The organism is Roseicyclus sediminis (assembly GCF_025515305.1).
GTDB lineage: Bacteria > Pseudomonadota > Alphaproteobacteria > Rhodobacterales > Rhodobacteraceae > Roseibacterium > Roseibacterium sediminis.
Genome location: NZ_JAOPHT010000004.1, coordinates 269,614 through 292,615, shown reverse-complemented (window position 1 = coordinate 292,615; position 23,002 = coordinate 269,614). Strand labels below are relative to the sequence as shown.

At 67.8% G+C, this 23,002-nt stretch carries 21 protein-coding genes and 2 tRNA genes; 15 read left to right on the top strand and 8 right to left on the bottom strand.

Going from position 1 to position 23,002, the window contains the following annotated elements; translation table 11 throughout:
* Positions 1-72: 72 nt before the first annotated feature.
* Complete coding sequence (locus N8I71_RS08445; protein WP_262877516.1) at positions 73-2,508, bottom strand: ATP-dependent helicase; 2,436 nt, start codon at positions 2,506-2,508, stop codon at positions 73-75.
* A 163-nt stretch (positions 2,509-2,671) separates the two neighbouring features.
* On the opposite strand from N8I71_RS08445, the gene N8I71_RS08440 reads away from it, so the two are divergent.
* From N8I71_RS08440 to N8I71_RS08425, 4 genes are all read left to right on the top strand, one after another.
* On the top strand, positions 2,672-3,817 hold the full coding sequence (locus N8I71_RS08440) for an alpha-hydroxy acid oxidase (RefSeq protein WP_262877515.1): 1,146 nt from the start codon (positions 2,672-2,674) through the stop codon (positions 3,815-3,817).
* An 81-nt stretch (positions 3,818-3,898) separates the two neighbouring features.
* On the top strand, positions 3,899-7,342 hold the full coding sequence (locus N8I71_RS08435) for a pyruvate carboxylase (RefSeq protein WP_262877514.1): 3,444 nt from the start codon (positions 3,899-3,901) through the stop codon (positions 7,340-7,342).
* A gap of 110 nt (positions 7,343-7,452) precedes the next feature.
* Positions 7,453-8,148 carry a hypothetical protein gene (locus N8I71_RS08430; RefSeq protein WP_262877513.1) on the top strand — a complete coding sequence of 232 codons (696 nt, stop codon included), beginning with the start codon at positions 7,453-7,455 and terminating at the stop codon, positions 8,146-8,148.
* A gap of 94 nt (positions 8,149-8,242) precedes the next feature.
* Complete coding sequence (locus N8I71_RS08425) at positions 8,243-8,914, top strand: hypothetical protein (protein ID WP_262877512.1); 672 nt, start codon at positions 8,243-8,245, stop codon at positions 8,912-8,914.
* 30 nt (positions 8,915-8,944) lie between these two features.
* Here N8I71_RS08425 and N8I71_RS08420 read toward each other — a convergent pair whose 3' ends face one another.
* Positions 8,945-9,901, bottom strand: coding sequence for a hypothetical protein (locus N8I71_RS08420; RefSeq protein ID WP_262877511.1), 957 nt, complete (start codon positions 9,899-9,901; stop codon positions 8,945-8,947).
* 240 nt (positions 9,902-10,141) lie between these two features.
* Between N8I71_RS08420 and N8I71_RS08415 the strand changes: the two genes are divergently transcribed.
* The 4 genes from N8I71_RS08415 to hisH all read left to right on the top strand — a co-directional run bounded on the left by N8I71_RS08415 (position 10,142) and on the right by hisH (position 12,896).
* Positions 10,142-10,216: transfer RNA gene (locus N8I71_RS08415), tRNA-Gly, on the top strand.
* A 197-nt stretch (positions 10,217-10,413) separates the two neighbouring features.
* On the top strand, positions 10,414-11,592 hold the full coding sequence (locus tag N8I71_RS08410) for a DUF1972 domain-containing protein (protein ID WP_262877510.1): 1,179 nt from the start codon (positions 10,414-10,416) through the stop codon (positions 11,590-11,592).
* 70 nt (positions 11,593-11,662) lie between these two features.
* Positions 11,663-12,250, top strand: coding sequence for an imidazoleglycerol-phosphate dehydratase HisB (hisB, locus tag N8I71_RS08405; protein WP_262877509.1), 588 nt, complete (start codon positions 11,663-11,665; stop codon positions 12,248-12,250).
* 7 nt (positions 12,251-12,257) lie between these two features.
* The gene (gene hisH / locus N8I71_RS08400) at positions 12,258-12,896 is read left to right on the top strand and encodes an imidazole glycerol phosphate synthase subunit HisH (protein WP_262877508.1); all 639 of its coding nucleotides are present in this window, start codon (positions 12,258-12,260) and stop codon (positions 12,894-12,896) included.
* Positions 12,897-12,979: 83 nt separating this feature from the next.
* On the opposite strand, the gene N8I71_RS08395 is transcribed toward hisH, so the two are convergent.
* Positions 12,980-13,375 carry a DUF2147 domain-containing protein gene (locus tag N8I71_RS08395; protein ID WP_262877507.1) on the bottom strand — a complete coding sequence of 132 codons (396 nt, stop codon included), beginning with the start codon at positions 13,373-13,375 and terminating at the stop codon, positions 12,980-12,982.
* A 151-nt stretch (positions 13,376-13,526) separates the two neighbouring features.
* Between N8I71_RS08395 and hisA the strand changes: the two genes are divergently transcribed.
* From hisA to N8I71_RS08380, 3 genes are all read left to right on the top strand, one after another.
* Positions 13,527-14,243, top strand: coding sequence for a 1-(5-phosphoribosyl)-5-[(5-phosphoribosylamino)methylideneamino]imidazole-4-carboxamide isomerase (hisA, locus tag N8I71_RS08390; protein WP_262877506.1), 717 nt, complete (start codon positions 13,527-13,529; stop codon positions 14,241-14,243).
* 81 nt (positions 14,244-14,324) lie between these two features.
* Positions 14,325-15,086 (top strand): imidazole glycerol phosphate synthase subunit HisF, encoded by a 762-nt coding sequence (gene hisF / locus N8I71_RS08385; protein WP_262877505.1) that lies wholly within the window; start codon positions 14,325-14,327, stop codon positions 15,084-15,086.
* Positions 15,083-15,403 (top strand): phosphoribosyl-ATP diphosphatase, encoded by a 321-nt coding sequence (locus N8I71_RS08380; protein WP_262877504.1) that lies wholly within the window; start codon positions 15,083-15,085, stop codon positions 15,401-15,403. Before hisF ends, N8I71_RS08380 begins: the two co-directional genes overlap by 4 nt.
* Before the next feature lie 100 nt (positions 15,404-15,503).
* Here N8I71_RS08380 and N8I71_RS08375 read toward each other — a convergent pair whose 3' ends face one another.
* From N8I71_RS08375 to rlmB, 4 genes are all read right to left on the bottom strand, one after another.
* Positions 15,504-15,977 (bottom strand): CoA-binding protein, encoded by a 474-nt coding sequence (locus tag N8I71_RS08375; RefSeq protein WP_262877503.1) that lies wholly within the window; start codon positions 15,975-15,977, stop codon positions 15,504-15,506.
* A 196-nt stretch (positions 15,978-16,173) separates the two neighbouring features.
* Positions 16,174-16,635, bottom strand: coding sequence for a YHS domain-containing (seleno)protein (locus N8I71_RS08370; RefSeq protein ID WP_262877502.1), 462 nt, complete (start codon positions 16,633-16,635; stop codon positions 16,174-16,176).
* Positions 16,636-16,760: 125 nt separating this feature from the next.
* Positions 16,761-17,081 carry a hypothetical protein gene (locus N8I71_RS08365; protein ID WP_262877501.1) on the bottom strand — a complete coding sequence of 107 codons (321 nt, stop codon included), beginning with the start codon at positions 17,079-17,081 and terminating at the stop codon, positions 16,761-16,763.
* A 25-nt stretch (positions 17,082-17,106) separates the two neighbouring features.
* Entirely contained in the window at positions 17,107-17,883 is a 777-nt protein-coding gene (gene rlmB, locus N8I71_RS08360; RefSeq protein ID WP_262877500.1) for a 23S rRNA (guanosine(2251)-2'-O)-methyltransferase RlmB, read from the bottom strand.
* 133 nt (positions 17,884-18,016) lie between these two features.
* Here rlmB and N8I71_RS08355 point away from each other — a divergent pair.
* From N8I71_RS08355 to N8I71_RS08340, 4 genes are all read left to right on the top strand, one after another.
* Positions 18,017-18,100: transfer RNA gene (locus N8I71_RS08355), tRNA-Tyr, on the top strand.
* Positions 18,101-18,185: 85 nt separating this feature from the next.
* Positions 18,186-19,724 carry a malonate--CoA ligase gene (locus N8I71_RS08350; RefSeq protein WP_262877499.1) on the top strand — a complete coding sequence of 513 codons (1,539 nt, stop codon included), beginning with the start codon at positions 18,186-18,188 and terminating at the stop codon, positions 19,722-19,724.
* Between the two features lie 49 nt (positions 19,725-19,773).
* Positions 19,774-20,421: a sugar transferase gene (locus N8I71_RS08345; protein WP_262877498.1), complete on the top strand. Its 648-nt coding sequence runs from the start codon at positions 19,774-19,776 to the stop codon at positions 20,419-20,421.
* A gap of 67 nt (positions 20,422-20,488) precedes the next feature.
* Positions 20,489-21,505: a hypothetical protein gene (locus N8I71_RS08340; RefSeq protein ID WP_262877497.1), complete on the top strand. Its 1,017-nt coding sequence runs from the start codon at positions 20,489-20,491 to the stop codon at positions 21,503-21,505.
* A gap of 73 nt (positions 21,506-21,578) precedes the next feature.
* Here the strand turns inward: N8I71_RS08340 and clpX are convergent, their stop codons facing one another.
* Positions 21,579-22,844, bottom strand: a complete 1,266-nt coding sequence (clpX, locus tag N8I71_RS08335; protein ID WP_262877496.1) for an ATP-dependent Clp protease ATP-binding subunit ClpX — start codon at positions 22,842-22,844, stop codon at positions 21,579-21,581.
* Between the last annotated feature and the right edge of the window lie 158 nt (positions 22,845-23,002).

Genomic DNA, 23,002 nt, shown 5'->3' with positions numbered 1-23,002 from the left:
CCCCTTTTTCCGATGCGGTGTCGCGTGAGGGTTCATACCCCGGATCACGCGAAAATTACAGTCTTGAAACCTTCAGAAGGGAACGTCGCCCGCCGCATCGGCGGAAACGAGGAAGCGGCCGACGATATGCTTGTCCCCCGCCTTGTCGAAGGCCACGCCCAATTTGTCGCCTTCCACTGTCATTACAGTGCCGTAGCCGAATTTCTGGTGGAACACCCGGTCGCCCGGCGAAAACACGCTCACCGCCTCGGCGTCGATGGTGATGCCGCGCGATTCGGAGGGCTGGCGCAGGCCGAAGCGGCCCTGGTTCTCCTGCAGCCGCTTCCATCCGGGCGAGTTGTAGACATCCGCGCGCGCGGCCTTCTCGTGCAGGTCCGAGCCGCGCATCACCTGCGAAACCGGGCTCGCAGTGGCCGCCATGCCGCCGGTATGCCCGTAAAGGCCCGGGGGCGTCAGGACCTCCACATGCTCGCCGGGCAACTCGTCGATGAAACGCGAGGGCATCTGGCTCTGCCATTGCCCATAGACGCGGCGGTTGCCGGCGAAGGAGATCGTGCAGACCTTCTCGGCACGCGTGATGCCGACATAGGCCAGTCGCCGTTCCTCCTCGAGGCCCTTCATGCCGGTCTCGTCCATCGAGCGCTGAGAGGGGAAAAGCCCGTCCTCCCAGCCCGGCAGGAAGACGGCGGGAAACTCCAGGCCCTTGGCGGCATGGAGGGTCATCAGCGTGACCTTCGGCTCCTGGTCGTCCTGCTCGTTGTCCATGATGAGCGAGACGTGTTCGAGGAAGCCCTGCAGGTTCTCGAATTCCTCCAGCGCCTTGACGAGTTCCTTGAGGTTCTCGAGCCGCCCCGGCGCCTCGGGCGTCTTGTCGTTCTGCCACATCGCGGTGTAGCCGGACTCGTCGAGGATCACCTCGGCAAGCTCCACGTGGGACAGCTTGTCGCCCGCGCCGAGGTCCTCGATCAGGTCGTCGGAGGCGGCGGCGACCGCGCCGGCCATCATGCCGCGCCAGCGGGCGAGACCCTCGAGGAATATGCGAAGCTCCTTCGCTCCCTTGCCGCCCAGCGCGCCGGTCTCGATCACAAGGCGCGCGCCTTCGACGAGACTGACCCCGTTCGACCGCGCCATGCGCTGGATCGTCTGAACCGCCTTGTCGCCGAGGCCGCGCTTGGGCGTGTTGACGATCCGCTCGAAGGCGAGGTCGTCCTCGGGGGAAACGACGAGCCGGAAGTAGGCCATGGCGTCCCGGATCTCCATCCGCTCGTAGAAGCGGGGGCCGCCGATGACGCGGTAGGGCATGCCGATGGTCAGGAACCGGTCCTCGAAGGCGCGCATCTGGTGGGAGGCGCGGACGAGGATGGCGATGCCGTCGGGGGAGATCGGGTCCATGCCGCGGGTGCCGCGGGCCATCGCCTCGATCTCCTCGCCGACCCAGCGCGCCTCCTCCTCGCCGTCCCAGTGGCCGATCAGGCGGACCTTCTCGCCGTCCTCGCCGTCGGTCCAGAGCGTCTTGCCAAGCCGGTCCCTGTTTGCCGCGATCACGCCGGACGCAGCGGCCAGGATATGCCCGGTGGAGCGGTAGTTCTGTTCCAGCCGCACCACGTGCGCGCCCGGGAAATCCTTCTCGAAGCGCAGGATGTTGCCGACCTCGGCCCCGCGCCAGCCGTAGATCGACTGGTCGTCGTCGCCGACGCAGCAGATGTTGTTGTGGCCCTGCGCAAGCAGGCGCAGCCAGAGATACTGCGCGACGTTGGTATCCTGGTACTCGTCCACGAGCACGTAGCGGAACCAGCGCTGGTACTGCGCGAGCAGGTCGCCGTTTTCCTGGAAGATGCGGATGACATGCAGCAGCAGGTCGCCGAAATCGACGGCGTTCAGTTCCTTCAGGCGCTGCTGGTATTCAGCGTAGAGCGCGGGTCCCCGGCCGTTGAAGGCGCCCGCCTCGGCGGCCGGAAGCTTCTCGGGCGTCAGCGCGCGGTTCTTCCAGCCGTCGATGATCGAGGCGAGCTGGCGGGCGGGCCAGCGTTTCTCGTCGATGTCGGCGGCGACGATCAGCTGCTTCATCAGCCGCACCTGGTCGTCGGTGTCGAGGATGGTGAAGTTGGACTTCAGCCCCACGAGTTCGGCGTGGCGGCGCAGGAGTTTCACGCAGATCGCGTGGAAGGTTCCGAGCCAGGGCATCCCCTCGGCCGGCTGGCCGAGAAGCGCGCCCACGCGGTTCTTCATCTCGCGCGCGGCCTTGTTGGTGAAGGTCACCGCGAGGATCTCGTTGGGGCGCGCGGTGCCTGTGGACAGAAGATGCGCGATCCGGGCGGTCAGCGCCCGGGTCTTGCCGGTGCCCGCGCCCGCGAGCATCAGGACGGGGCCGTCGAGCCGCTGCACCGCCTCCGCCTGGGCCGGGTTGAGCCCGTCGAGATAGGGCCGCGGCCGCGACGCCATGGCGCGGGCGGAGAGCGAGAGGGCGGAGGCGGCCTCGAACGCCTCGGAATCGTCGTAACTGCTCATGGCGTGACCATAGGGCGGAATGCGGGGCGATTAAAGGTTTGTTCGCAGATTGTTCCGTTGGCGCGGGAGGGCACATGCCGCTTTTGCGTATTTGGAGAAAGATGAAGGCGGGGCGGCGGGAGAGGCTGGACAAGGGGCGCGCGACAGCGCTTTTGTGCGCCTCATGGACCTGCACGCAAAATATCCCGCGATTTCCGACCTGAAGGCGCGCGCGAAAGCGCGGATTCCGCATTTCGTCTGGGAGTATCTCGACAGCGCCACCGGCTCGGAGAGCGTGACCGCGCGCAACCGCGCGGCCTTCGACCGGGTGCTGTTCCGGCCCGCCGCGCTGCGCGGCGAGATCAAGCCGGAACTGGCGACCGAGTTTCTCGGGCGGGCCTACCCCGTGCCCTTCGGCATATCGCCGCTGGGCATGTCGGGACTGATCTGGCCCGAGGCGGAGACGCTGCTTGCGCGCCATGCGGCCAAGGCGGGCATTCCCTATGGCCTGTCGACCGTGGCGACGCGGACGCCGGAGGACCTGAAGGGCGTGCAGGGCGACCAGGGATGGTTCCAGATGTATCCGCCGCGCGATCCCGGCATTCGCGACGACATGCTCGCGCGCGCCAGGGGGGCGGGCTTTCACACGCTGGTCCTGACCGTGGACGTGCCCGCGGCCTCGCGTCGCGAGCGGCAGACCCGCGGGGGCCTCGTGCAGCCGCCGCGCCTGACGCCGCGGCTGGCGCTGCAGGTGGCGCGCTGCCCGGCCTGGGCGCTGGGGATCCAGGCCACGGGCATGCCGCGGATGCGGCTGATGGACAGCTATGCCGACCAGGAGAAGCTGGGCCGCCTGCCCTCGACGGCTCATGTGGGCTACCTGCTGCGGGCGGCGCCCGACTGGGACTACGTGCGGGCGCTGCGCGAGGCCTGGGACGGCCCCTTCATCCTGAAGGGCGTGCTGGAGGCGGACGTTGCGGCGCGGGCCGAGGCCGAGGGGGTGGACGCCGTCTGGGTGTCGAACCATGCGGGGCGGCAGTTCGACGGGGCGCCGGCGGCGCTCGACGTCCTGCCCGAGATCCGGGCCGCGACCGCCCTGCCCCTCATCCTCGACAGCGGGATAGAGGGCGGGCTCGACATCCTCAGGGCTCTGGCGACGGGGGCGGATTTCGTGATGATGGGCCGGGCCTGGCATTATGCGCTCGGCGCGCTGGGGCGCGAGGGGCCCGCGCATCTCCATGACATGCTGGAAAAGGACATGGCGTCGAACATGGCGCAGATCGGGGCGGCGCGGCTGGGTGATCTGCAAGGGCGGCTGATGCCCGGTACTTGATCCTGCGGCACAGCTTCCGGTTGCAGGCCGCCCCCCGTCGCCCTAAGGATTCTGCATCCGCGAAAGGGAGCCTCGTACGTCATGCCCGAGTTCAAGAAGATCCTGATCGCCAACCGTGGTGAAATCGCGATCCGCGTCATGCGGGCGGCCAACGAACTGGGCAAGCGGACGGTCGCGGTCTACGCCGAGGAGGACAAGCTGAGCCTCCACCGCTTCAAGGCGGACGAGGCCTACAAGATCGGCGAGGGGCTGGGCCCCGTCGCGGCCTATCTCTCCATCCCCGAGATCATCCGCGTGGCCAAGATGTGCGGGGCGGATGCGATCCACCCGGGCTATGGCCTGCTGTCCGAGAACCCGTCCTTCGTGGATGCCTGCGAGGCCGCGGGTATCGCCTTCATCGGGCCGAAGGCCGAGACGATGCGCGCGCTCGGCGACAAGGCCAGCGCGCGCCGCGTCGCGATCGAGGCGGGTGTGCCGGTGATCCCGGCGACCGAAGTTCTCGGCGAGGACATGAAGGCCATCGCGAAGGAGGCCGCGGAGATCGGCTATCCTCTGATGCTGAAGGCCTCCTGGGGCGGTGGCGGCAGGGGCATGCGGCCGATCATGAAGCCCGAGGAGCTGGAGGAGAAGGTGCGCGAGGGCCGGCGCGAGGCCGAGGCCGCCTTCGGCAACGGCGAGGGCTACCTCGAGAAGATGATCCTTCGCGCCCGCCACGTGGAGGTGCAGATCCTCGGCGACAGCCATGGCAACATCTACCACCTCTACGAGCGCGACTGCTCGGTGCAGCGGCGCAACCAGAAGGTCGTGGAGCGCGCGCCCGCCCCCTACCTCTCCGAGACCCAGCGCGAGGAGCTGTGCCTGCTGGGCAAGAAGATCTGCGAGCATGTGAACTACCAGTGCGCGGGCACGGTCGAGTTCCTGATGGACATGGATTCGGGCGACTTCTACTTCATCGAGGTGAACCCCCGCGTGCAGGTCGAGCACACCGTGACCGAGGAGGTCACCGGCATCGACATCGTGCGCGCTCAGATCCTCATCACCGAGGGCAAGTCGCTGGTGGAGGCCACCGGGATCGCCAGCCAGTACGACGTGAAGCTCGACGGCCACGCGATCCAGTGCCGGATCACCACCGAGGATCCGACGAACAACTTCATCCCCGACTACGGGCGCATCACGGCCTACCGGGGCGCCACGGGCATGGGCATCCGCCTTGACGGCGGCACGGCCTATTCGGGCGCCGTCATCACGCGCTACTACGACTCGCTGCTGGAGAAGGTGACAGCCTGGGCGCCGACGCCCGAGGCCGCGATCGCGCGGATGGACCGTGCGCTGCGCGAGTTCCGCATCCGCGGCGTCTCGACGAACATCGCCTTCGTCGAAAACCTGCTGAAGCACCCGACCTTCCTGAATTACCAGTATACGACCAAGTTCATCGACGACACGCCCGAGCTGTTCGATTTCAAGCCTCGCAGGGACCGGGCGACGCGCATCCTGACCTATATCGCCGACATCACGGTGAACGGGCATCCCGAGACCGAGGGCCGCCCCGAACCCCGCGCCGACGTGAAGGACCCGCGCCCCCCCGCGCTCCGGGCCGAGATGCCCGCGATGGGGACCCGGCAGCTGCTTGACGAGCATGGGCCCGAGGCGGTCGCGAAATGGATGAAGGAGCAAAAGCGCCTTCTCGTCACCGACACGACCATGCGCGACGGGCACCAGTCGCTTCTGGCGACACGAATGCGCTCGATCGACATGATCAAGGTCGCCCCCGCCTATGCCGCGAACCTTCCGGAGTTGTTCTCCGTGGAATGCTGGGGCGGTGCGACCTTCGACGTGGCCTATCGCTTCTTGCAGGAATGCCCGTGGCAGCGGCTGCGCGACATCCGCGAGAAGATGCCCAACATCATGACGCAGATGCTGCTCAGGGGCGCCAACGGGGTGGGCTACACGATCTATCCCGACAACGTGGTGCAGGCCTTCGTGAAGCGCGCCGCCGAGAGCGGCGTCGACATCTTCCGCGTCTTCGACAGCCTCAACTGGGTCGAGAACATGCGCGTCTCGATGGATGCGGTGCTCGAGACGGGCAAGATCTGCGAAGGCACGATCTGCTACACCGGCAACATCCTCGATCCAGACCGGGCCAAGTACGACCTGAAGTACTACGTGAAGATGGCCAAGGATCTCGAGGCCGCGGGCGCGCATGTGCTGGGGCTGAAGGACATGGCCGGGCTGCTGAAGCCGGCGGCGGCGGCGGTGCTGATCCCGGCCCTGAAGGACGCGGTCGACCTGCCGATCCACTTCCATACCCATGACACGGCGGGCATCGCCTGCGGCACGATCCTCGAGGCCTCGGCCGCGGGCGTCGATGCCGTCGATTGCGCGATGGACGCCCTTTCGGGGAACACGTCGCAGGCAACGCTGGGCACCGTGGTCGAGGCGCTGAGGTTCACCGAGCGGGATACCGGCCTCGACATCCGGGCGATCCGCGAGATCAGCGATTACTGGGAGGCCGTGCGTGCCCATTACGCCGCCTTCGAGAGCGGTATGCAGGCGCCGGCCTCCGAGGTCTATCTCCACGAGATGCCCGGCGGGCAGTTCACTAACCTCAAGGCGCAGGCGCGGTCCATGGGGCTGGAGGACCGCTGGCACGAGGTCGCGCAGATGTATGCCGATGTGAACCAGATGTTCGGCGACATCGTAAAGGTTACGCCCTCCTCCAAGGTCGTGGGCGACATGGCTCTGATGATGGTGAGCCAGGGCCTGACGCGGGACGACGTGGAGAACCCGACGAAGGAAGTGTCCTTCCCCGACAGCGTCATCGACATGATGCGCGGCAATCTCGGTCAGCCGCCGGGCGGCTTCCCGCCGGGTATCCTCAAGAAGGTCCTGAAGGACGAGCAGCCGATCCTCGACCGGCCGGGCAAGCATGTCGCGCCGGTGGACCTTGAAAAGACCCGCGCAGAGGTGGCCTCGAAGCTCGATACCGAGATCGATGACGAGGACCTGATGGGCTACATGATGTATCCCAAGGTCTTCACCGACTACGCCACGCGGCACAAGGACTACGGACCCGTCCGGACCCTGCCCACGCGGACCTTCTTCTACGGAATGGAACCCGGCGAGGAGATCGAGGCCGAGATCGACCCCGGCGTGCGCCTTGTCGTCCAGCTCCAGGCGATCGGCGAAACGAACGAGGAAGGCGAAGCCAAGGTTTTCTTCGAACTGAACGGTCAGCCGCGCACGATCCGCGTGCCCAACCGCCGGATCGCCGCGACCCAGGCGAAGCGGCCAAAGGCGGAGACGGGAAATCCCGCCCATATCGGCGCCCCTATGCCGGGCGTGGTGGCCACGGTCGCCGTTTCCGCCGGACAGAAGGTGCAGCAGGGCGACCTCCTGCTGACGATCGAGGCGATGAAGATGGAGACCGGCATCCACGCCGAGCGCGACGCGACCGTGAAGGCCGTCCACGTCGCGGCGGGAAGCCAGATCGACGCCAAGGATCTGCTGATCGAACTCGGCGACTGAACCGCCGCGCGGAGGTGGTATCGGCGCGGAAAAACCCCTCGCTCGCCCTTTTTCCGCCCGAGACTGCGGCTACTCCTGATTTTACGTGAAGTTTAATCAGAGTTAGTTTCATGCGGATCTCGGATTTCCTGCGATCGGACAGCGGCGCCACGACGGTTGACTGGGTGGTGCTGACCGCCAGCGCCACGGGCCTTTCGCTGGGAACCTTCATCGTCGTCTCCGGCGGCGTGAGCGGCATGTCCACGACCATCGGCAGCACGCTTTCGGGCTACGAGATCTCCGGCGCCTTCGCCGAGGCCTTCGAGGCCGTGCAACTGGCCGCGGCGGACTTCGCGGGCGGCGCGCTCGGCGGCTGGACCGGCGGCAGCGCGGCGGATGCCGGCGGCGCGATCGGCGAAGTCCTGATGCTTGGGCCGGGCGACATCGCGGAACTGGCGCTCGACGTGCCCGAGGGCGCATCGCAGGCGGTCTTCACCTTCGACCTGATCGGCGGCGACAGCCTCGACGGCGAAACCGCGACCGTGATGATCAATGGCCAGCCCGTGAGCATCGCGACCGGCGGCCACGGCACGATCGACTGGAACAATTCGGGCATCCCGGGCGTGACGGTCGAGACGACGGTTCAGGCACAGGGACAGCAACTGGGCGGCTCGCAGGTCGGCGCATGGACCGAGTCCGTGACCTCCGTCAGCATCATCGTGGACAACCCCGGCCAGACCGTGACGCTCGGCGTCGCCTCGGGCACGAACCAGCCCGTCAACGACGAATGGTTCGGCATCGACAACGTGACGGCAGAGGCCCGCTGACACCGGCACCTGCCGTCTTCCCGACCCGAAGAAGTCACGACTTGGACAGATTCGCTTCGCAGTCTCTCGATCACGGGGGCGCGGGAGACTGCGTGTGTTCAAGGATTTTATTCAAAGCGAAAGCGGCGCGATCACGGTCGACTGGGTCGTCCTGACTGCCGGGATCACCGGAATGGCGATCGCCACGGTCGCCGTCGTCTCGGGCGGGGTCGAGAACCTCGCGGGCGATACGTCCAGTCAATTGTCGGGCTTCTCGATCCAGACCGCCTTCGCGGTGTCGCAATCCCTGCTCTCAACGGACTTCTCCGAGGGGATCGGCGCGTGGGTCGGCGGGACGGTCGCCAGCCTCACCGGCTTTGGCGACGTGCTGCAACTGGGTCCGGGCGAGCTGGCGCAGATGACACTGGCCGTGCCGGCCGGGGCGCAGACCGCGACGATCAGCTTCGACATGCTCGGTATCGACGACCTCAGCGGCGAGCCCGCGACCGTCTTCATCAACGGCCAGCCGGTCGCGATCTACTCCGACAACCACGGAAACATCACGACCTCCGAGATGGGCGTTCCCGGCGTGACGGTCGAGGTCAGCCAGCAATACACCAACGACCCCGTCGGTGCGGGCAGCCACGGCAATGACAGCCGCGCGACCTACACGATCACCGTCGAGAACCCCGGCGAGACGTTGACCTTCGGCGTCGCCTCGGGGACCGGCCAGCCGATCTCCGAGGAGTTCTACGCCATCGACGACGTCGCGATCAGCGCGAATTGACCGTTTCGCGGCCCGCAGCCTGCCTGCGCCTCATTCCACAATGAACTCGGCGACCTTGTCCGACAGGTAGTAGATCGAATAACGCCCGGGTTCCGCGGTGCCGATGTAGTAATTCGACAGCTCGATCGGGCGCGTCTCGTTCTCCCAGGTGGACGAGACCGACCAGCGCGTGCGAACCGAGCGCCCGGTGTCGGTGCCGACGAAGGGAAGCGGCACGCCATCGGGACCCGTGATCCGGATGTAGTTCCCGTACATCAGGAACCGGTTTTCACCCGTCTGCGCGTCCGTCGCCGTGGACATGCGCGGCGTGACGGAGACCGACAGCCGCAGGAAACGCCCCCCGATCCCGGGTTCGAGGACGCCGGGCATGTCCTGCCCGTTGTAACGGTCGTCCAGCGTGATGGTGTCGACCGCGCCGAAGCCCGTGACCTCCACCGCGACGGTCATGCGCGGCGGCATCACCGTGGTGACAGGCATCGTCAGATCGAGAGGGACGTCGATGCGCGCATCGGCGGGACCGACCTGCAACGTCGCCGAGGTCTGGCCCGCGGGAACGATCCAGACCCCGTCGATGAAGGCCTGCGCGGTCTCCTCGGGCCAGTCACGCGGCCGGTTCACGAAGATCGAGGGAGAGCCGAATTCGAACACGGGCATGTGGTCGAACCGTCCCACCGCCCGCTGCCCTTCCTCCGCCCCTGGAAACAGCATCAGCACGTCGGCGGAATTGACCTGCACACGGTCGATCGTCTCGGAAAAGGCGACGTCGAAGACCGCACGCACATGGACGAAATCGGCGTCAGGGCCGCTTTGCTGGATATGCGTGGCGCAGCAGAAGATGCCGCTGTCGCCCGAGAAGTTCGGCAACGCGTCATAGCGCTGGACCGTGACCGAGGCGGCCGAAAGCGGCGATTGCGCCATGGCCGCGCCCGAGAGCGTGCTGGCGGCGAACAGGAGCGTCGCCCCAAGGGCGTGCGAGAAACTGGGCATATCGGACCTTCCCCCGAAAGTTTTGACGGACAGGGGCGTATGCTTCCGGGTTGCCACCGATCGGTCAAGTACGGGATATCCTTCCCTCACCGCCGAGCAAGACCCGCCGGGATTCGCCACAGATGCGAGTGAATAATATTTAAAAACAATGTTTTGCGCCGTTTCCGCGAGGCGGCGACATGGGTCGCAAATTCCCTCTTGCACCCGTGAGCGACACTTTATATCTACGCGTCCTACAGAGCGGGTGTAGCTCAGGGGTAGAGCATTACCTTGCCAAGGTAAGGGTCGTGAGTTCGAATCTCATCACCCGCTCCAGTATCCTCCGGCCGACATGACGGACGGGACGACAGGGCCGCCTTCGGGCGGCCCTTCGCGTTTTCGACCCGGAAAAATCGCCGCCCTTAATCCCCCGTAAAGCCGCGCGAGGCAGGCTGCGTCTTCAGGCGGATGGCACAATGGGCCCCCGCACCAGGCGAAGGGAGGCGGCGGATGCGGGTGCTCCGGAGACGGCGATGATACGGCCAGGCGACCTGCACCTGCGCCGCGGGGATACCTCCCTGTCAGCGCCCCCGCTGTCCCGACGCCGGGCGGGGTCGCGCCGCGCGGCCATCATCGGCACGGTCGGCCTTCCCGCCCGCTACGGCGGCTTCGAGACGCTGGCCGAGCAACTGGTGCGCGCGGCCGACGCGCGCGGCCTCTCGGACCGGCTGACGGTCTGGTGCAGCCGGAGGCGCGGCGACCCTTCCCCGCCCGGGGAGTTCCATGGCGCGCGGCTCCGCCACCTTCCGATCCCGGCGAATGGCGCGGCCTCGATCGCCTATGACGGTCTCTCGGCGCTGGCGGAGGTGCTGACCGCCGACGGCGCGGACAGCCTTCTCCTTCTCGGGGTTTCGGGCGGCGGACCCGTCGCCGCCCTGCGGCCCCTGACAACGCGGCGCATCGTCGTCAACGTCGACGGGCGGGAGGCCGGACGCGCCAAGTGGGGCGGAACCGCCCGACGCGTCCTTGCCTGGTCCGAGGCCCGCGCCGTCGCGGCCGCCGACGCGGTCGTGGCGGACAATGCCGCGCTCGCCGCCGAGATCGAGATGCGGCACCGGATCCGGCCAAGGGTCATCGCCTATGGCGGCGACCATGCCTGGACCGCCGCGCCCGCCGAGATCTCGGACCTCGGGCTTCCGCCGGCCTACGCGCTCTGCCTCGCCCGCGCCGAACCGGAGAACAACCTGACGACGATCCTCGAGGCCTTCTCGGGCGGGCGTCTCGGCCCGCTGGTCGCCGTCGCCAACTGGTCGGCCACCCGCCACGGTCGGACGCTTCACGCGCGATGGTCCGGAACGCCGGGCCTCCACCTCGTCGAGGCCGAATACGACCCCGCCCGCCTGCGCGCCATCCGCGACCGCGCCTGGCTCTACGTTCACGGGCATTCTGCCGGCGGCACGAACCCCGCACTCGTTGAAATGATGGGGTTTTCCGTCCCGATCCTGGCCTGGGACTGCCCCTACAACCGGGAGACCACGGCCGGCAAGGCCGCATGGTTCCGCGACGCCCCCGGCCTCGGGGAGGCCGTCGCCGCCCTCGCCGCAGACCCCGCAGGCGGGGCCAGGATGGGCGCGGCGCTCGCCGGCATGGCCATCGCCCGCTATGTCTGGGACGACATCGCCGAGGCCTATTTCGACCTCCTCGATCTCTGAGCCCCGTGAACGCGCTTCCCAAGCGGCGCCCCCCGCCCTATAAGCGGCCCGCCGCCGAAGGAGAGAGCCGATGCGCCGCGCAGAGATTGCCCGCAAGACCGCCGAGACCGAGATCTCCGTCTCGATCAATCTCGACGGAACCGGCACTTACGACAACGCGACGGGCGTGGGCTTCTTCGATCACATGCTCGACCAGCTTTCGCGCCACGCGCTCATCGACATGGAGGTGCGCTGCTCGGGCGATCTGCACATCGACGACCACCACAGCGTGGAGGACGTCGGCATCGCGCTTGGACAGGCGCTGACGAAGGCGCTTGGCGACAAGCGCGGCATCCGGCGCTACGGGTCCTTCCACCTCGCCATGGATGACGCGCTGGTGCGCGCGGCACTCGACCTGTCGGGGCGGCCCTACCTTGTCTGGGACGTGGACTTCCCCACGCAGAAGATCGGCACCTTCGACACCGAGCTTGTGCGGGAGTTCTTCCAGGCCCTTTCGACCCATGGCGGCATCACGCTCCACGTGACGAAGCTCGCGGGCATCAACTCCCACCACATCGCCGAGGCCGCCTTCAAGGCCGTGGCACGCGCCCTGCGCGAAGCGGTGGATCCCGATCCGCGCAAGGCCGACGCCATCCCGTCGACCAAGGGCACGCTCTGATCCCACGATGACGACTGTCCTGATCGACTACGATTCCGGCAACCTGCACTCCGCCGAGAAGGCGTTTCAACGCATGGCCGCCGAAGTGGGCGCGGGCCCCGTCGTCGTGACCTCGGACCCCGAGGCCGTCGCCCGCGCCTCCCGCGTCGTCCTGCCCGGAGACGGCGCCTTCCCGGCCTGCCGCCGGGGGCTCCGGTCCTTCGACGGCCTGGAGGAAGCCCTGATCGAGGCGGTGGAGGGACGCGCCGTCCCCTTCCTCGGCATCTGCGTCGGCATGCAGATGCTCACGACATGGGGGCGCGAATACGAGGATGTCGCGGGCTTCGACTGGATCCCGGGCGAGGTCGTGCGGATCGCGCCCCGCGATACGTCGATGAAGGTGCCGCACATGGGTTGGAACGACCTCGTCATCGACCGGCCCCACCCCGTGCTCGAAGGGATCGAGACCGGCGACCACGCCTATTTCGTGCATTCCTACGCGATGAAGGTGGAAGAGGAGGCGGACCTCCTCGCCCATGTCGACTACGGCGGCCCGGTCACGGCCATCGTCGGGCGCGGCACTGTCGTCGGCACGCAGTTTCACCCCGAGAAGAGCCAGCGCGCGGGCCTTCGCCTGATCGCGAACTTCCTGACCTGGAAGCCTTGAACGGGATCAGTTGAAGGATCAGGGCCAAATCCACAGGAAATGGCCCCACTGTTTCCTAAACGGAAACAATCGCTCGCCTGCGTCTACTGCACCCGCACCCAGTTCTGCGAGGCGCAGAACAGACCGCCCGCAACGCAGCCGCGCAGGCGCATCCGGTCGCCGTCGATGGCCATCCGGCCGATGTAGATCCGGTCGTTCGAGGGCCGCCAGACCGAGCCCTCGTAGTTGCCGTCGCCTTGCGGGATCATGTCGATCACGATCTGACGCCCGATGGTTTCGGCCTGGTAGGGCGTGCCGCCATCGCGATAGGTGCGCGTGATCGTGCCGCAGACGGCCTGCGGGTTCGCGCAGGGACCAAGCGTCACATGCGCGAAGGACCCGTCGTCGGGTTCGGTCTGCCAGACACCATGGGCGATGTCGGCGGATGCCGCGCTGGCCAGTCCGAGCGCCAGGGCAAGGCCGAGAACAGGGGATTTCATCTGTGCGTCTCCTCCCAAAAAGGCACGGGCGCGATGGTGCCGCGCCGCGGCCCTCCCTGTAAAGCGTGACGTGGCGAGAGCCCTTCCGCTTGCCCCCGGCCGCCCCTTGCGGCAGGAGGACGGCGCGACGACAGACGAAGGGACGGAACCCATGATCCTCTACCCCGCCATCGACCTCAAGGACGGCCAGGCCGTGCGGCTGCTGCGCGGCGAGATGGACAAGGCCACCGTCTTCAACACCGACCCCGCCGCGCAGGCCCGCGCGTTCGAGGATACGGGATGCCGGTGGCTCCACCTCGTCGATCTCAACGGCGCCTTCGCGGGCCAGCCGGTGAACGGCGCCGCGGTCGAGGCGATCCTCGCGGCGACCTCCGTGCCCGCGCAGCTGGGCGGCGGCATCCGCGACATGGCCACGATCGAGACATGGCTCGGCAAGGGCATCGCCCGCGTGATCCTCGGCACCGTCGCCGTCGAGAACCCCGATCTCGTGCGCGACGCGGCCGCCGCCTTCCCCGGCCAGGTCGCCGTCGGCATCGACGCCCGCAAGGGCCGCGTGGCGACAAAGGGCTGGGCCGAGGAGACCGACGTGATGGTCACCGACCTCGCGCGCCAGTTCGAGGACGCCGGCGTCGCCGCCATCATCTATACCGACATCGACCGCGACGGCGCGATGGGCGGTCCCAACGTCGAGGCCACCGCCGCGCTCGCGCGCGCCACGTCGATTCCGGTCATCGCCTCGGGCGGCGTCTCCTCCCTCGCAGACCTCGTGCGCCTGCGCGACACCGGCGTCATCGCCGGCGCCATCTCGGGTCGCGCGCTCTATGACGGCGCGCTCGACCTGCGCGAGGCGCTTGCAGCCCTCTCCTGACCCCGCCCCTTCATCTTTCCCTAAATACGCAACAGCCACGTCCGCCTTCCCTCGCACCCGCCGATCCGCTAGGCACGCTCCATGCTCAAGACGCGCATCATCCCCTGCCTCGACGTCGCCGACGGGCGCGTGGTCAAGGGCGTGAACTTCGTCGATCTCCGCGACGCGGGCGACCCGGTCGAACAGGCGCAGGCCTATGACGCCGCAGGCGCCGACGAGCTCTGCTTTCTCGACATCCACGCCACGCACGAGAACCGGGGCACGATGTACGACCTCGCCACGCGCACGGCCGAACAGTGCTTCATGCCGCTGACCATCGGCGGCGGGGTTCGCACGGTCGAGGATGTGCGCAACCTCCTGCTCGCCGGGGCCGACAAGGTCAGCTTCAACTCCGCCGCCGTGGCCGACCCCGACGTGGTCGCGCGGGCCGCCGACAGGTTCGGCAGCCAGTGCATCGTCTGCGCCATCGACGCCAAGACGGTCGCACCCGGCAAGTGGGAGATCTTCACCCATGGCGGCCGTCGGCCGACCGGCATCGACGCGGTGGAATTCGCGAGGACGGTGACGGCCAAGGGTGCGGGCGAGATCCTGCTGACCTCGATGGACCGGGACGGGACGAAGCAGGGCTTCAACATCCCCCTGACCCGCACCATCGCCGACGCCGTCGATGTCCCCGTCATCGCCAGCGGCGGCGTCGGCACTCTCGACCATCTCGTCGAGGGTGTGATCGAGGGCCATGCCAGCGCGGTGCTGGCCGCCTCGATCTTCCATTTCGGCGAATACACCATCGCCGAGGCCAAGGCGCACATGGCCGCGGCCGGCATTCCCGTGAGGCTGACATGACCGCGCTCGACCGTCTTGCCCGGACCATCGCCGCCCGGCGCGGCACGGATCCCGCGACCTCCTGGACGGCGAAGCTGCTGGCCAAGGGCCCGGAGAAATGCGCCGAGAAATTCGGGGAAGAGGCCGTGGAGGCCATTGTCGAAGCCGTGAAGGGCGACCGCGAGCGTCTCACCTCCGAGGCGGCGGACGTGCTTTATCACCTCCTCGTCATGCTGGCCGCGCGCGACGTCACGCTCGAAGAGGTCCTGGCCGAGCTCGAGCGGCGCGAGGGGGTCTCGGGCATCGACGAGAAGGCCGCGCGCAAGACCGGGGGCTGAGCGCGAAAGCGACGGCTCGGGGCCAGGGCCCCTCCCCGACGCTTGCCTCCGGCGGGAGTTTTCTTGCCAGGATGAAGCGGGGACGCGGCGCGACAGGCGCTCAGAGCTTGGAGGAGATGATCCCCGTGGCGAAGCCCCCCATGCGCAGCTCGCCGAAAAGCCGCTGGTATTCGATCTTCGGACAGCGGTTCTGGATCACGGTCAGCCCCTCGGCCTCGGCCCGCGCGGCGGCCTCCGCGTGGGTTACGCCGATCTGCATCCAGATGACCTTCGGCCGCGGCGACATCGCCAGCGCTTCCTCGACGATTTCGGGCACCGCCTCGGGACGGCGGAAGATGTCGATGACGTCGACCCCTCCCTCGATCTCCGACAGGTCCGCGCGCACCGTCTCGCCGAAAAGCTCCTTGCCGGCCTGGCCCGGGTTCACCGGGATCACGCGGTAGCCCTTGAGCCTGAGATAGCGCGCCACGTAGTGCGAGGGGCGCACGGGATTGGGGCTTACGCCGACGCAGGCGAAGCTTTTCACCTCGCGCAGGATGCGGCGGAGAAGGTCGTCTGAGGGTGTCTCGGTCATGCCCTCCGGATAGCATGGCAGCACCGGCACGACACAAAAAAAGCGCCCGCGGCAAGTTGCGCGGGCGCAAGTCACGGAACGAGGGACAGTGATGGGCGCGCGGTGTTCCGAACCGCGGCGCCTGGAGGACAAATGGTGTCCCGGGCGCGGATTTGTAGAGGGCGAAACGAAATCGTGATCACGCGCCCCCGAGCGTTCAACCGAGAATCGCGGGCCAGTTGGCCTCGCCGGCCGCGATCACACCCGGCAGTTCGGCCAGCCAGAGTTCGCGCGCGCGCAGGCTCGCGTTGAGGAAGAGCCGCCCCTCATGAAGCGACCATGCCTCGGGGATCGTCGGCGCGAGATAGCCGCGGGAGGCCGCGAAGGCGCAGTAGCCGCCGAAGGCCGGGGCGAAGCGTTCGGGATCGGCGGCGAAGGCGTCGCGATTGGTGGCGGAGGCGAATGTCCAGCGCGCATCCATCCAGTCGAGGGCATGGGCACCGTCGCCGCGCACCGGGCCGTTGCCCTCGAAGTAGGCGACGGGATCGGTCCCGCCGAGGGCGAGGCCACCCTGCTGGAAGATGCGCGGCTCGGCCGCGCGGGCGGAGGTGGCGGTCAGAAGGACGGGAAGCGCGGGCACTGCGGCGGCGAGGCCGACGAGGTTGCGGCGGGTGATCATGGTCGGCGTCTCCGGATGGGCGTTGCCGTGGGCGAGGCTGTGACCTTCACATTGCCCGGCCAGGCCGCCCGCACCATCCCCTCTCCCCGGCATGTGACCGGCGGCGAGCCCCCGTGAGAAATGTTTCAGTCGAAGATGTCCTCGAAGATGTCGAAAGCCTCTTCCAGCGCCTCGCGGAAGAACCCCTTGCGCCGCTTCTTGCGCCGCCGCTCGGGCGGGTCGGAGGCCGGCCCCTCGGACTGCGGCAGGGCGTGGCCATGGGGCGCGGGCCGCCTGGGGCTTCGCTTCACGGTGTCCTCGTCGCGCCCGGCCTTCAGCCACTTCATCTCGTGCAGCGGCGCGCCGCAGGCCCCGCAGGCGAGTTCGTGTCCGTCCCGCGCGGTCAGGCGCAGCGTCTGGCGCCGCCCGCAATAGGAGCATGTGGCGATCTTCATCTGGTGCGGCATTCGCCCTCCGGTCGTCGCTGTCGTTTCAGTCCCGTGTCATGGCATATAGGGACACGGCCGCGGCATTGGAGACGTTGAGCGACCCGAAAACGCCCGAGGCGGGAATGCGTGCCACGACGTCGCAAAGCTCTCGCGTGCGCTCGCGCAGGCCGGGGCCCTCGGCACCGAGGACGACGGCGGCGGGGCGGCCCCTGGCCCCGGCCGCGGCTTCGGCGATGTCGATCTCGCCCTCGCCGTCGAGGCCGACCATCAGGTAGCCCATGTCCTTCAGCCGCTCCATCGCGTTGCCGAGGTTCGGCACCCGCAGGTAGGGTTGCCGCTCGAGCGCGCCGGAGGCGGTCTTGGCCAGCGCCCCGGTTTCCGGCGCCGAATGGCGGGCCGGCGCGATGACGGCGCGGGCGCCGAAGACCTCGGCCGAGCGCAGGATCGCGCCCACGTTATGCGGGTCCGAGACGCGGTCGAGCAGGACGAGGCGCGGCGCGCCCGCGCCCAGCGCCACGTCCTCGAGGCTGCCCCAGTCGAGGGGCCGGACCTCGAGCGCCGCGCCCTGGTGGACGGAGCCCGGGTCGAGCGGCACGGGGAACTTCCGCGGATCGGCGATTTCCGGCTCGATCCCGGCGGCGGCCACGGCCTCGCCCAGGCGGTCGGCGGCATTGCGCGTGACCACGAGGCGCAGCTTCTCGCGCGCGGGGTTCTGGAGCGCGTCGCGCACGGCATGCAGGCCGAAGAGCCACAGCGTCTCGGCCGCCGAGGCGCGGCGCTGACGTTCCTTGTCGATCACCCAGGTGGGTTTCTTCGCCATGGTCCGGCCTCCTGCAATCGCCACCGGGTTACGCCGGGGCGGCCGGAAAGAAAAGCCCGCCCCGGGCGCGCCCGGAAAGCCGGGATTTCCGGTTGACGCCTCAGGGGTCCGCCGCTATCCAGCGCTTCGCGTCGGGCGACGTGCTGCAAGGTGCGGCAGCGGACTGTAACTCCGCCGGGGAGACCCATGCCTGGTTCGATTCCAGGGTCGCCCACCATTCCCCCCTCAGATCACGGGTTGCAGGCCGCGCTGCGGGACGGCATCTGTTGCTCCGCGAAGCGACGTTGCAGGGGGGAAGGACGATGGCGAACCCGCTATATGACCGGTTGTTCGGCGCCCATGCGGGCCGGCAGGATCCGTTCCTCATCCTCGCGGACGGGAGCACGATCTCCTATGCCGCGTTCCTCGCCATGGCCGCGCGGATCGCGCATGTCCTGACGCGCGCGGGCCTGAGCCCCGGCGACCGGCTGGCCGCGCAGGTCGAGAAATCGCCCCAGGCCCTGGCGCTCGTTGCCGCCGCGGCGCAGGCGGGCATCGTGATCCTGCCGCTCAACACCGCCTATACGCCGGGCGAACTGGCCTATTTCGTCGAGAACAGCGGCGCGGCGATGCTGGTCTGCGACCCGGACCGGACCGAGGCGATCGCGCCAATCGCCGCGCAGTGTGGCGCGCGGCTCGAGACACTCGCCGCGGACGGGTCGGGCACCTTGACCGACAAGGCCGGCGACATGGCTGACGACTTCCCGACCGTGGAGCGCGCAACGGACGATCTCGCCGCGTTCCTCTACACCTCGGGCACGACGGGCCGGTCAAAGGGGGCTATGCTGACGCAGGAGAACCTCCTGTCGAACGCCGAGACGCTGGCCGAGTGCTGGCGCTTCACCGAGGAGGACGTCCTTCTTCACGCGCTGCCGATCTTCCACACCCACGGGCTTTTCGTCGCCACCAACGTGACGCTCCTGTCCGGCGGGGCGATGATCTTCCTGCCGAAATTCGACGCCGACGCCGTGATCGGCGCCCTGCCCCGCGCCACCGCGATGATGGGCGTGCCGACATTCTACACGCGCCTGCTCGACGATCCGCGCTTCACGCGCGACCTCGCGTCCCACGTGCGCCTTTTCGTCTCCGGGTCCGCACCGCTTCTGGCCGAGACGCACCTGCGCTTCGAGGAGCGGACCGGCCACCGCATCCTCGAACGCTACGGCATGACCGAGACGAACATGAACACGTCCAACCCCTACGACGGGGAGCGGCGGGCCGGCACGGTCGGCTTTCCCCTGCCCGGCGTGGACCTGAAGATCACCGATCCGGACACCGGCGCGGAGCTGCCGCAAGGGGAAACCGGCATGATCGAGGTGCGCGGCCCCAATGTCTTTAAGGGCTACTGGCAGATGCCCGAGAAGACGGCGGCGGAACTGCGTCAGGACGGGTTCTTCATCACCGGCGATCTCGGGCGCATCGACGAGGACGGCTATGTCCAGATCGTCGGGCGCCAGAAGGACCTCATCATCTCGGGCGGCTACAACATCTACCCCAAGGAGATCGAGCTTCTTCTCGACGAGCAGCCGGGCGTCATGGAAAGCGCCGTGATCGGCGTGCCACATCCCGATTTCGGAGAGACCGTGGTGGCGCTGGTGGTGCCCGAACCCGGCGCCGCCCCCGATACGGAGGCACTGGCCGCGGCGCTCAAGGGCTCGCTTGCGCGGTTCAAGCATCCCCGGGCGATCCGCATCGTCGAAACCTTGCCGCGCAACACGATGGGCAAGGTGCAGAAGAACCTCCTGCGCGAGGAATGGTCGGGCCTTTTCAACTCCGCCAGCGCGGGCGAGAGGATGCCTTAACCTCTGCCCCCTAGTCTCGCCCCCCGAGACTGCCGTGAAGGGGTGTGGGATGACGCTGTCCCCCGATATCGACGATGTCCTGCCCCCGCGCCCGGCGCGGGACGGCGCCGCATGGCCCGATGCCTTGGGCAAGCGCCTGTTCGACATGGGCTTTTCCGCCGCCATCCTCCTGCCCGCCGCGGTGTTCGTCGCGCTGTGCCTCCTCGTCCTGAACCCCGTTCTGAACCCCGGACCCCTGCTCTATCGTCCGCTCCGCATGGGGCGCGACTGCCGTCCGTTCCACGCCTGGAAATTCCGCACGATGCAGACCGGCCTCGCCCTGCGCGGCCCCGACGACCCGGTGGAGACGGAAAGGATCGGCACGCTCGGACGCCTTCTCCGCCGCGCACGGTTCGACGAATTGCCCCAGATCGCGAACGTCTTCCGCGGGGAGATGAGCCTGATCGGCCCCCGGCCCGACGATTTCGCACACGCCCGCGCCTTCGTGTCCGACATCCCGGGATACCGGCAAAGGCACAGCGTCCGCCCCGGCATCTCGGGCCTCGCGCAGGTCGAACTCGGCTATGCCGAGGGGCGCGAGGCGACACGCGCCAAGACCGCGGCGGACCTGCGCTACATCCGGGGGGCGTCGCTCCGGCTCGACCTGTGGATCTTCTGGCGCACGATTTGCACGGTGATCGATCTGCGCGGGGCGTAGCGCGTCCGGTCCGGCCACGCTATAACTCGCCCAAAGCGGGCGAACCCGCGGCAGAGCGCGGGCAGGCATGGCAGGACGCAAGACCAGGAAGAAAACCAAGGTGGCCGCGTTCAACGTGGTCGTCGTGGGCCAGTCGGGCCGCCTGCAATATGAGGCGGCGCTGTTCTGCGCCTCGTTCCGCGCGGCGATGCCGGAATTCCCCGGCCGCCTCTTCGTCGCGGAACCGCAGCCGGGACCGAACTGGCGGGGCGATCCGCGGATGAACGACGCGGGCGTGAGGGACCTGCTGGCCGAGTTCGGCGCCGAGATCCTGCCCTTCAATACCCCGCATTTCGGGGAAAGCTACCCCTACGGCAACAAGATCGAGTGTCTGGCCGCGCTCCCCGAGGGGGAACCTTTCGTCTTCTTCGACACCGACACGCTGATCCTTGGCGACCTCATGGAGGTGCCGTTCGACTTCGACCGCCCGTCCGCCTCGCGCAAGGTGGAGGGGACATGGCCGCAGATAGAGCTCTACGGACCGGGCTATACCGCGATCTGGAAATCGCTCTACGACCGGTTCGCGCTCGATTTCGACAGCTCGATCGACCTCACGCAGCCTGACGAATACTGGCGGCGATATCTCTATTTCAACGCGGGCTTTTTCTACTACCGATGCCCGCGCGTGTTCGGGACACGCTTCACGGAATATGCCGTTTCAATCCGTGACGACCGGCCGGCGGAGCTTGTGTGCCAGTCACTCGATCCCTGGCTCGACCAGGTGGCGCTGCCGCTCGTGATCCAGGGCCTCGGCGGCGGACGCGACGCGCTGCCGGAAGGTTGGCTCGACGGGACCCATTCCTGCCACTACCGGCTTCTGCCGCTTCTCTACGCGCGGGAGGATGACGTCGTGGTGCAGGTACTGGAGACTGTGGCCGCGCCGAACAGGATCAAGAAGGTCCTCAAGGCGCACGAGCCGATGAAGCGGATGATCTACCAGGGCAAGGGCGCGAAGGCCCGCGCCCTCTTCGACCGCGATGCGCTGCCCCGGCGGGAACAGGTGATCCGCAATACGCTGAAACGCGAGAAACTCTGGCTGCGATGAGAGAAGGCCCCGCCTGTCCGGACGGGGCCCTCGTTCCATTCGGGCGATGCATCGGCGAACCCCGCCGGGCGGATCACCCTGCCGTCGCGCTCTCGTCCTTCTTGCGCTCGGCGTAGATCATCAGGGGCTGGCCCTCGGAGGTCACGGATTCCTCGTTCACGACGACTTCCTCGACGCCCTCGGAGCTCGGCAGTTCGAACATCGTGTCGAGGAGGATATCCTCCATGATCGACCGCAGGCCCCGCGCGCCGGTCTTGCGTGCGATGGCGCGCTTGGCGATCGCGCTCAGCGCGTCCTCGGTGAACTTCAGTTTCACGTCCTCGAGTTCGAAGAGGCGCTGATACTGCTTCACAAGCGCGTTCTTCGGCTCGGTCAGGATCTGCACGAGCGCGGGCTCGTCGAGGTCGGTCAGTGTTGCGATGACCGGAAGGCGGCCGACGAATTCCGGGATCAGGCCGAACTTCAGCAGATCCTCCGGCTCAAGCTCCTTGAACATCTCGCCGACGCCGCGGCTGTCGTTGTCCTTGACGTTCGCGCCGAAGCCGATGGCCGAGCCCTTGCCGCGCTGCGCGATGATCTTCTCGAGACCGGCGAAGGCGCCGCCGCAGATGAACAGGATGTTCGTCGTGTCGACCTGCAGGAATTCCTGCTGCGGATGCTTGCGCCCGCCCTGGGGCGGCACGGAGGCGACCGTGCCCTCCATGATCTTCAGAAGCGCCTGCTGCACGCCCTCGCCGCTCACATCGCGGGTGATCGAGGGGTTGTCGGACTTCCGCGTGATCTTGTCGACCTCGTCGATGTAGACGATGCCGCGCTGCGCCCGGTCGACATTGTACTCGGACGCCTGAAGAAGCTTCAGGATGATGTTCTCGACATCCTCGCCGACATAGCCCGCCTCGGTCAGGGTCGTGGCGTCCGCCATGGTGAAGGGCACGTCGAGGATGCGCGCCAGCGTCTGCGCCAGAAGCGTCTTGCCGCAGCCCGTGGGGCCGATCAGCAGGATGTTCGACTTCGCCAGTTCGATGTCGGATTTGCCGGCGTGGTTGAGGCGCTTGTAGTGGTTGTGAACGGCGACCGAGAGCACGCGCTTGGCATGTTCCTGCCCGATCACGTAGTCGTCGAGCACATCGCAGATTTCCTGCGGGGCCGGCACGCCATCGGTGGATTTCAGGCCGGAGGTCTTCGTCTCCTCGCGGATGATGTCCATGCACAGCTCGACGCATTCGTCGCAGATGAACACGGTCGGACCCGCGATCAGCTTGCGCACCTCATGCTGGCTCTTGCCGCAGAAGGAGCAGTAGAGCGTGTTCTTGGAGTCGCTGCCGGATGAACTTGCCATGTCGTCTCCCCTTGCGGGTTCCCTTGCCGGGCGTCGGGGCGAGGCCGCCGGTGACCTCGCGCGCCCCGCTCATGCACTCTAACCAATCAATTACGGGTCAGCCTAAATCAGCCCCCGCCCCACCACAATCGCCAATTTCCCGACATCTCGGGCCTGTG

What these genes read in the sequence shown, in the direction of transcription:
- N8I71_RS08420 (WP_262877511.1), bottom strand. Translation starts at nt 9,901, where the DNA reads ATGCCCAGTTTCTCGCACGCCCTTGGGGCGACGCTCCTGTTCGCCGCC.
- hisB (WP_262877509.1), top strand. Translation starts at nt 11,663, where the DNA reads ATGCGCCGCGCAGAGATTGCCCGCAAGACCGCCGAGACCGAGATCTCC.
- N8I71_RS08375 (WP_262877503.1), bottom strand. Translation starts at nt 15,977, where the DNA reads ATGACCGAGACACCCTCAGACGACCTTCTCCGCCGCATCCTGCGCGAG.
- N8I71_RS08380 (WP_262877504.1), top strand. Translation starts at nt 15,083, where the DNA reads ATGACCGCGCTCGACCGTCTTGCCCGGACCATCGCCGCCCGGCGCGGC.
- hisF (WP_262877505.1), top strand. Translation starts at nt 14,325, where the DNA reads ATGCTCAAGACGCGCATCATCCCCTGCCTCGACGTCGCCGACGGGCGC.
- N8I71_RS08440 (WP_262877515.1), top strand. Translation starts at nt 2,672, where the DNA reads ATGGACCTGCACGCAAAATATCCCGCGATTTCCGACCTGAAGGCGCGC.
- hisA (WP_262877506.1), top strand. Translation starts at nt 13,527, where the DNA reads ATGATCCTCTACCCCGCCATCGACCTCAAGGACGGCCAGGCCGTGCGG.
- clpX (WP_262877496.1), bottom strand. Translation starts at nt 22,844, where the DNA reads ATGGCAAGTTCATCCGGCAGCGACTCCAAGAACACGCTCTACTGCTCC.
- hisH (WP_262877508.1), top strand. Translation starts at nt 12,258, where the DNA reads ATGACGACTGTCCTGATCGACTACGATTCCGGCAACCTGCACTCCGCC.
- N8I71_RS08345 (WP_262877498.1), top strand. Translation starts at nt 19,774, where the DNA reads ATGACGCTGTCCCCCGATATCGACGATGTCCTGCCCCCGCGCCCGGCG.
- N8I71_RS08435 (WP_262877514.1), top strand. Translation starts at nt 3,899, where the DNA reads ATGCCCGAGTTCAAGAAGATCCTGATCGCCAACCGTGGTGAAATCGCG.
- N8I71_RS08370 (WP_262877502.1), bottom strand. Translation starts at nt 16,635, where the DNA reads ATGATCACCCGCCGCAACCTCGTCGGCCTCGCCGCCGCAGTGCCCGCG.
- N8I71_RS08430 (WP_262877513.1), top strand. Translation starts at nt 7,453, where the DNA reads ATGCGGATCTCGGATTTCCTGCGATCGGACAGCGGCGCCACGACGGTT.
- N8I71_RS08340 (WP_262877497.1), top strand. Translation starts at nt 20,489, where the DNA reads ATGGCAGGACGCAAGACCAGGAAGAAAACCAAGGTGGCCGCGTTCAAC.
- N8I71_RS08410 (WP_262877510.1), top strand. Translation starts at nt 10,414, where the DNA reads ATGATACGGCCAGGCGACCTGCACCTGCGCCGCGGGGATACCTCCCTG.
- N8I71_RS08365 (WP_262877501.1), bottom strand. Translation starts at nt 17,081, where the DNA reads ATGCCGCACCAGATGAAGATCGCCACATGCTCCTATTGCGGGCGGCGC.
- rlmB (WP_262877500.1), bottom strand. Translation starts at nt 17,883, where the DNA reads ATGGCGAAGAAACCCACCTGGGTGATCGACAAGGAACGTCAGCGCCGC.
- N8I71_RS08350 (WP_262877499.1), top strand. Translation starts at nt 18,186, where the DNA reads ATGGCGAACCCGCTATATGACCGGTTGTTCGGCGCCCATGCGGGCCGG.
- N8I71_RS08395 (WP_262877507.1), bottom strand. Translation starts at nt 13,375, where the DNA reads ATGAAATCCCCTGTTCTCGGCCTTGCCCTGGCGCTCGGACTGGCCAGC.
- N8I71_RS08445 (WP_262877516.1), bottom strand. Translation starts at nt 2,508, where the DNA reads ATGAGCAGTTACGACGATTCCGAGGCGTTCGAGGCCGCCTCCGCCCTC.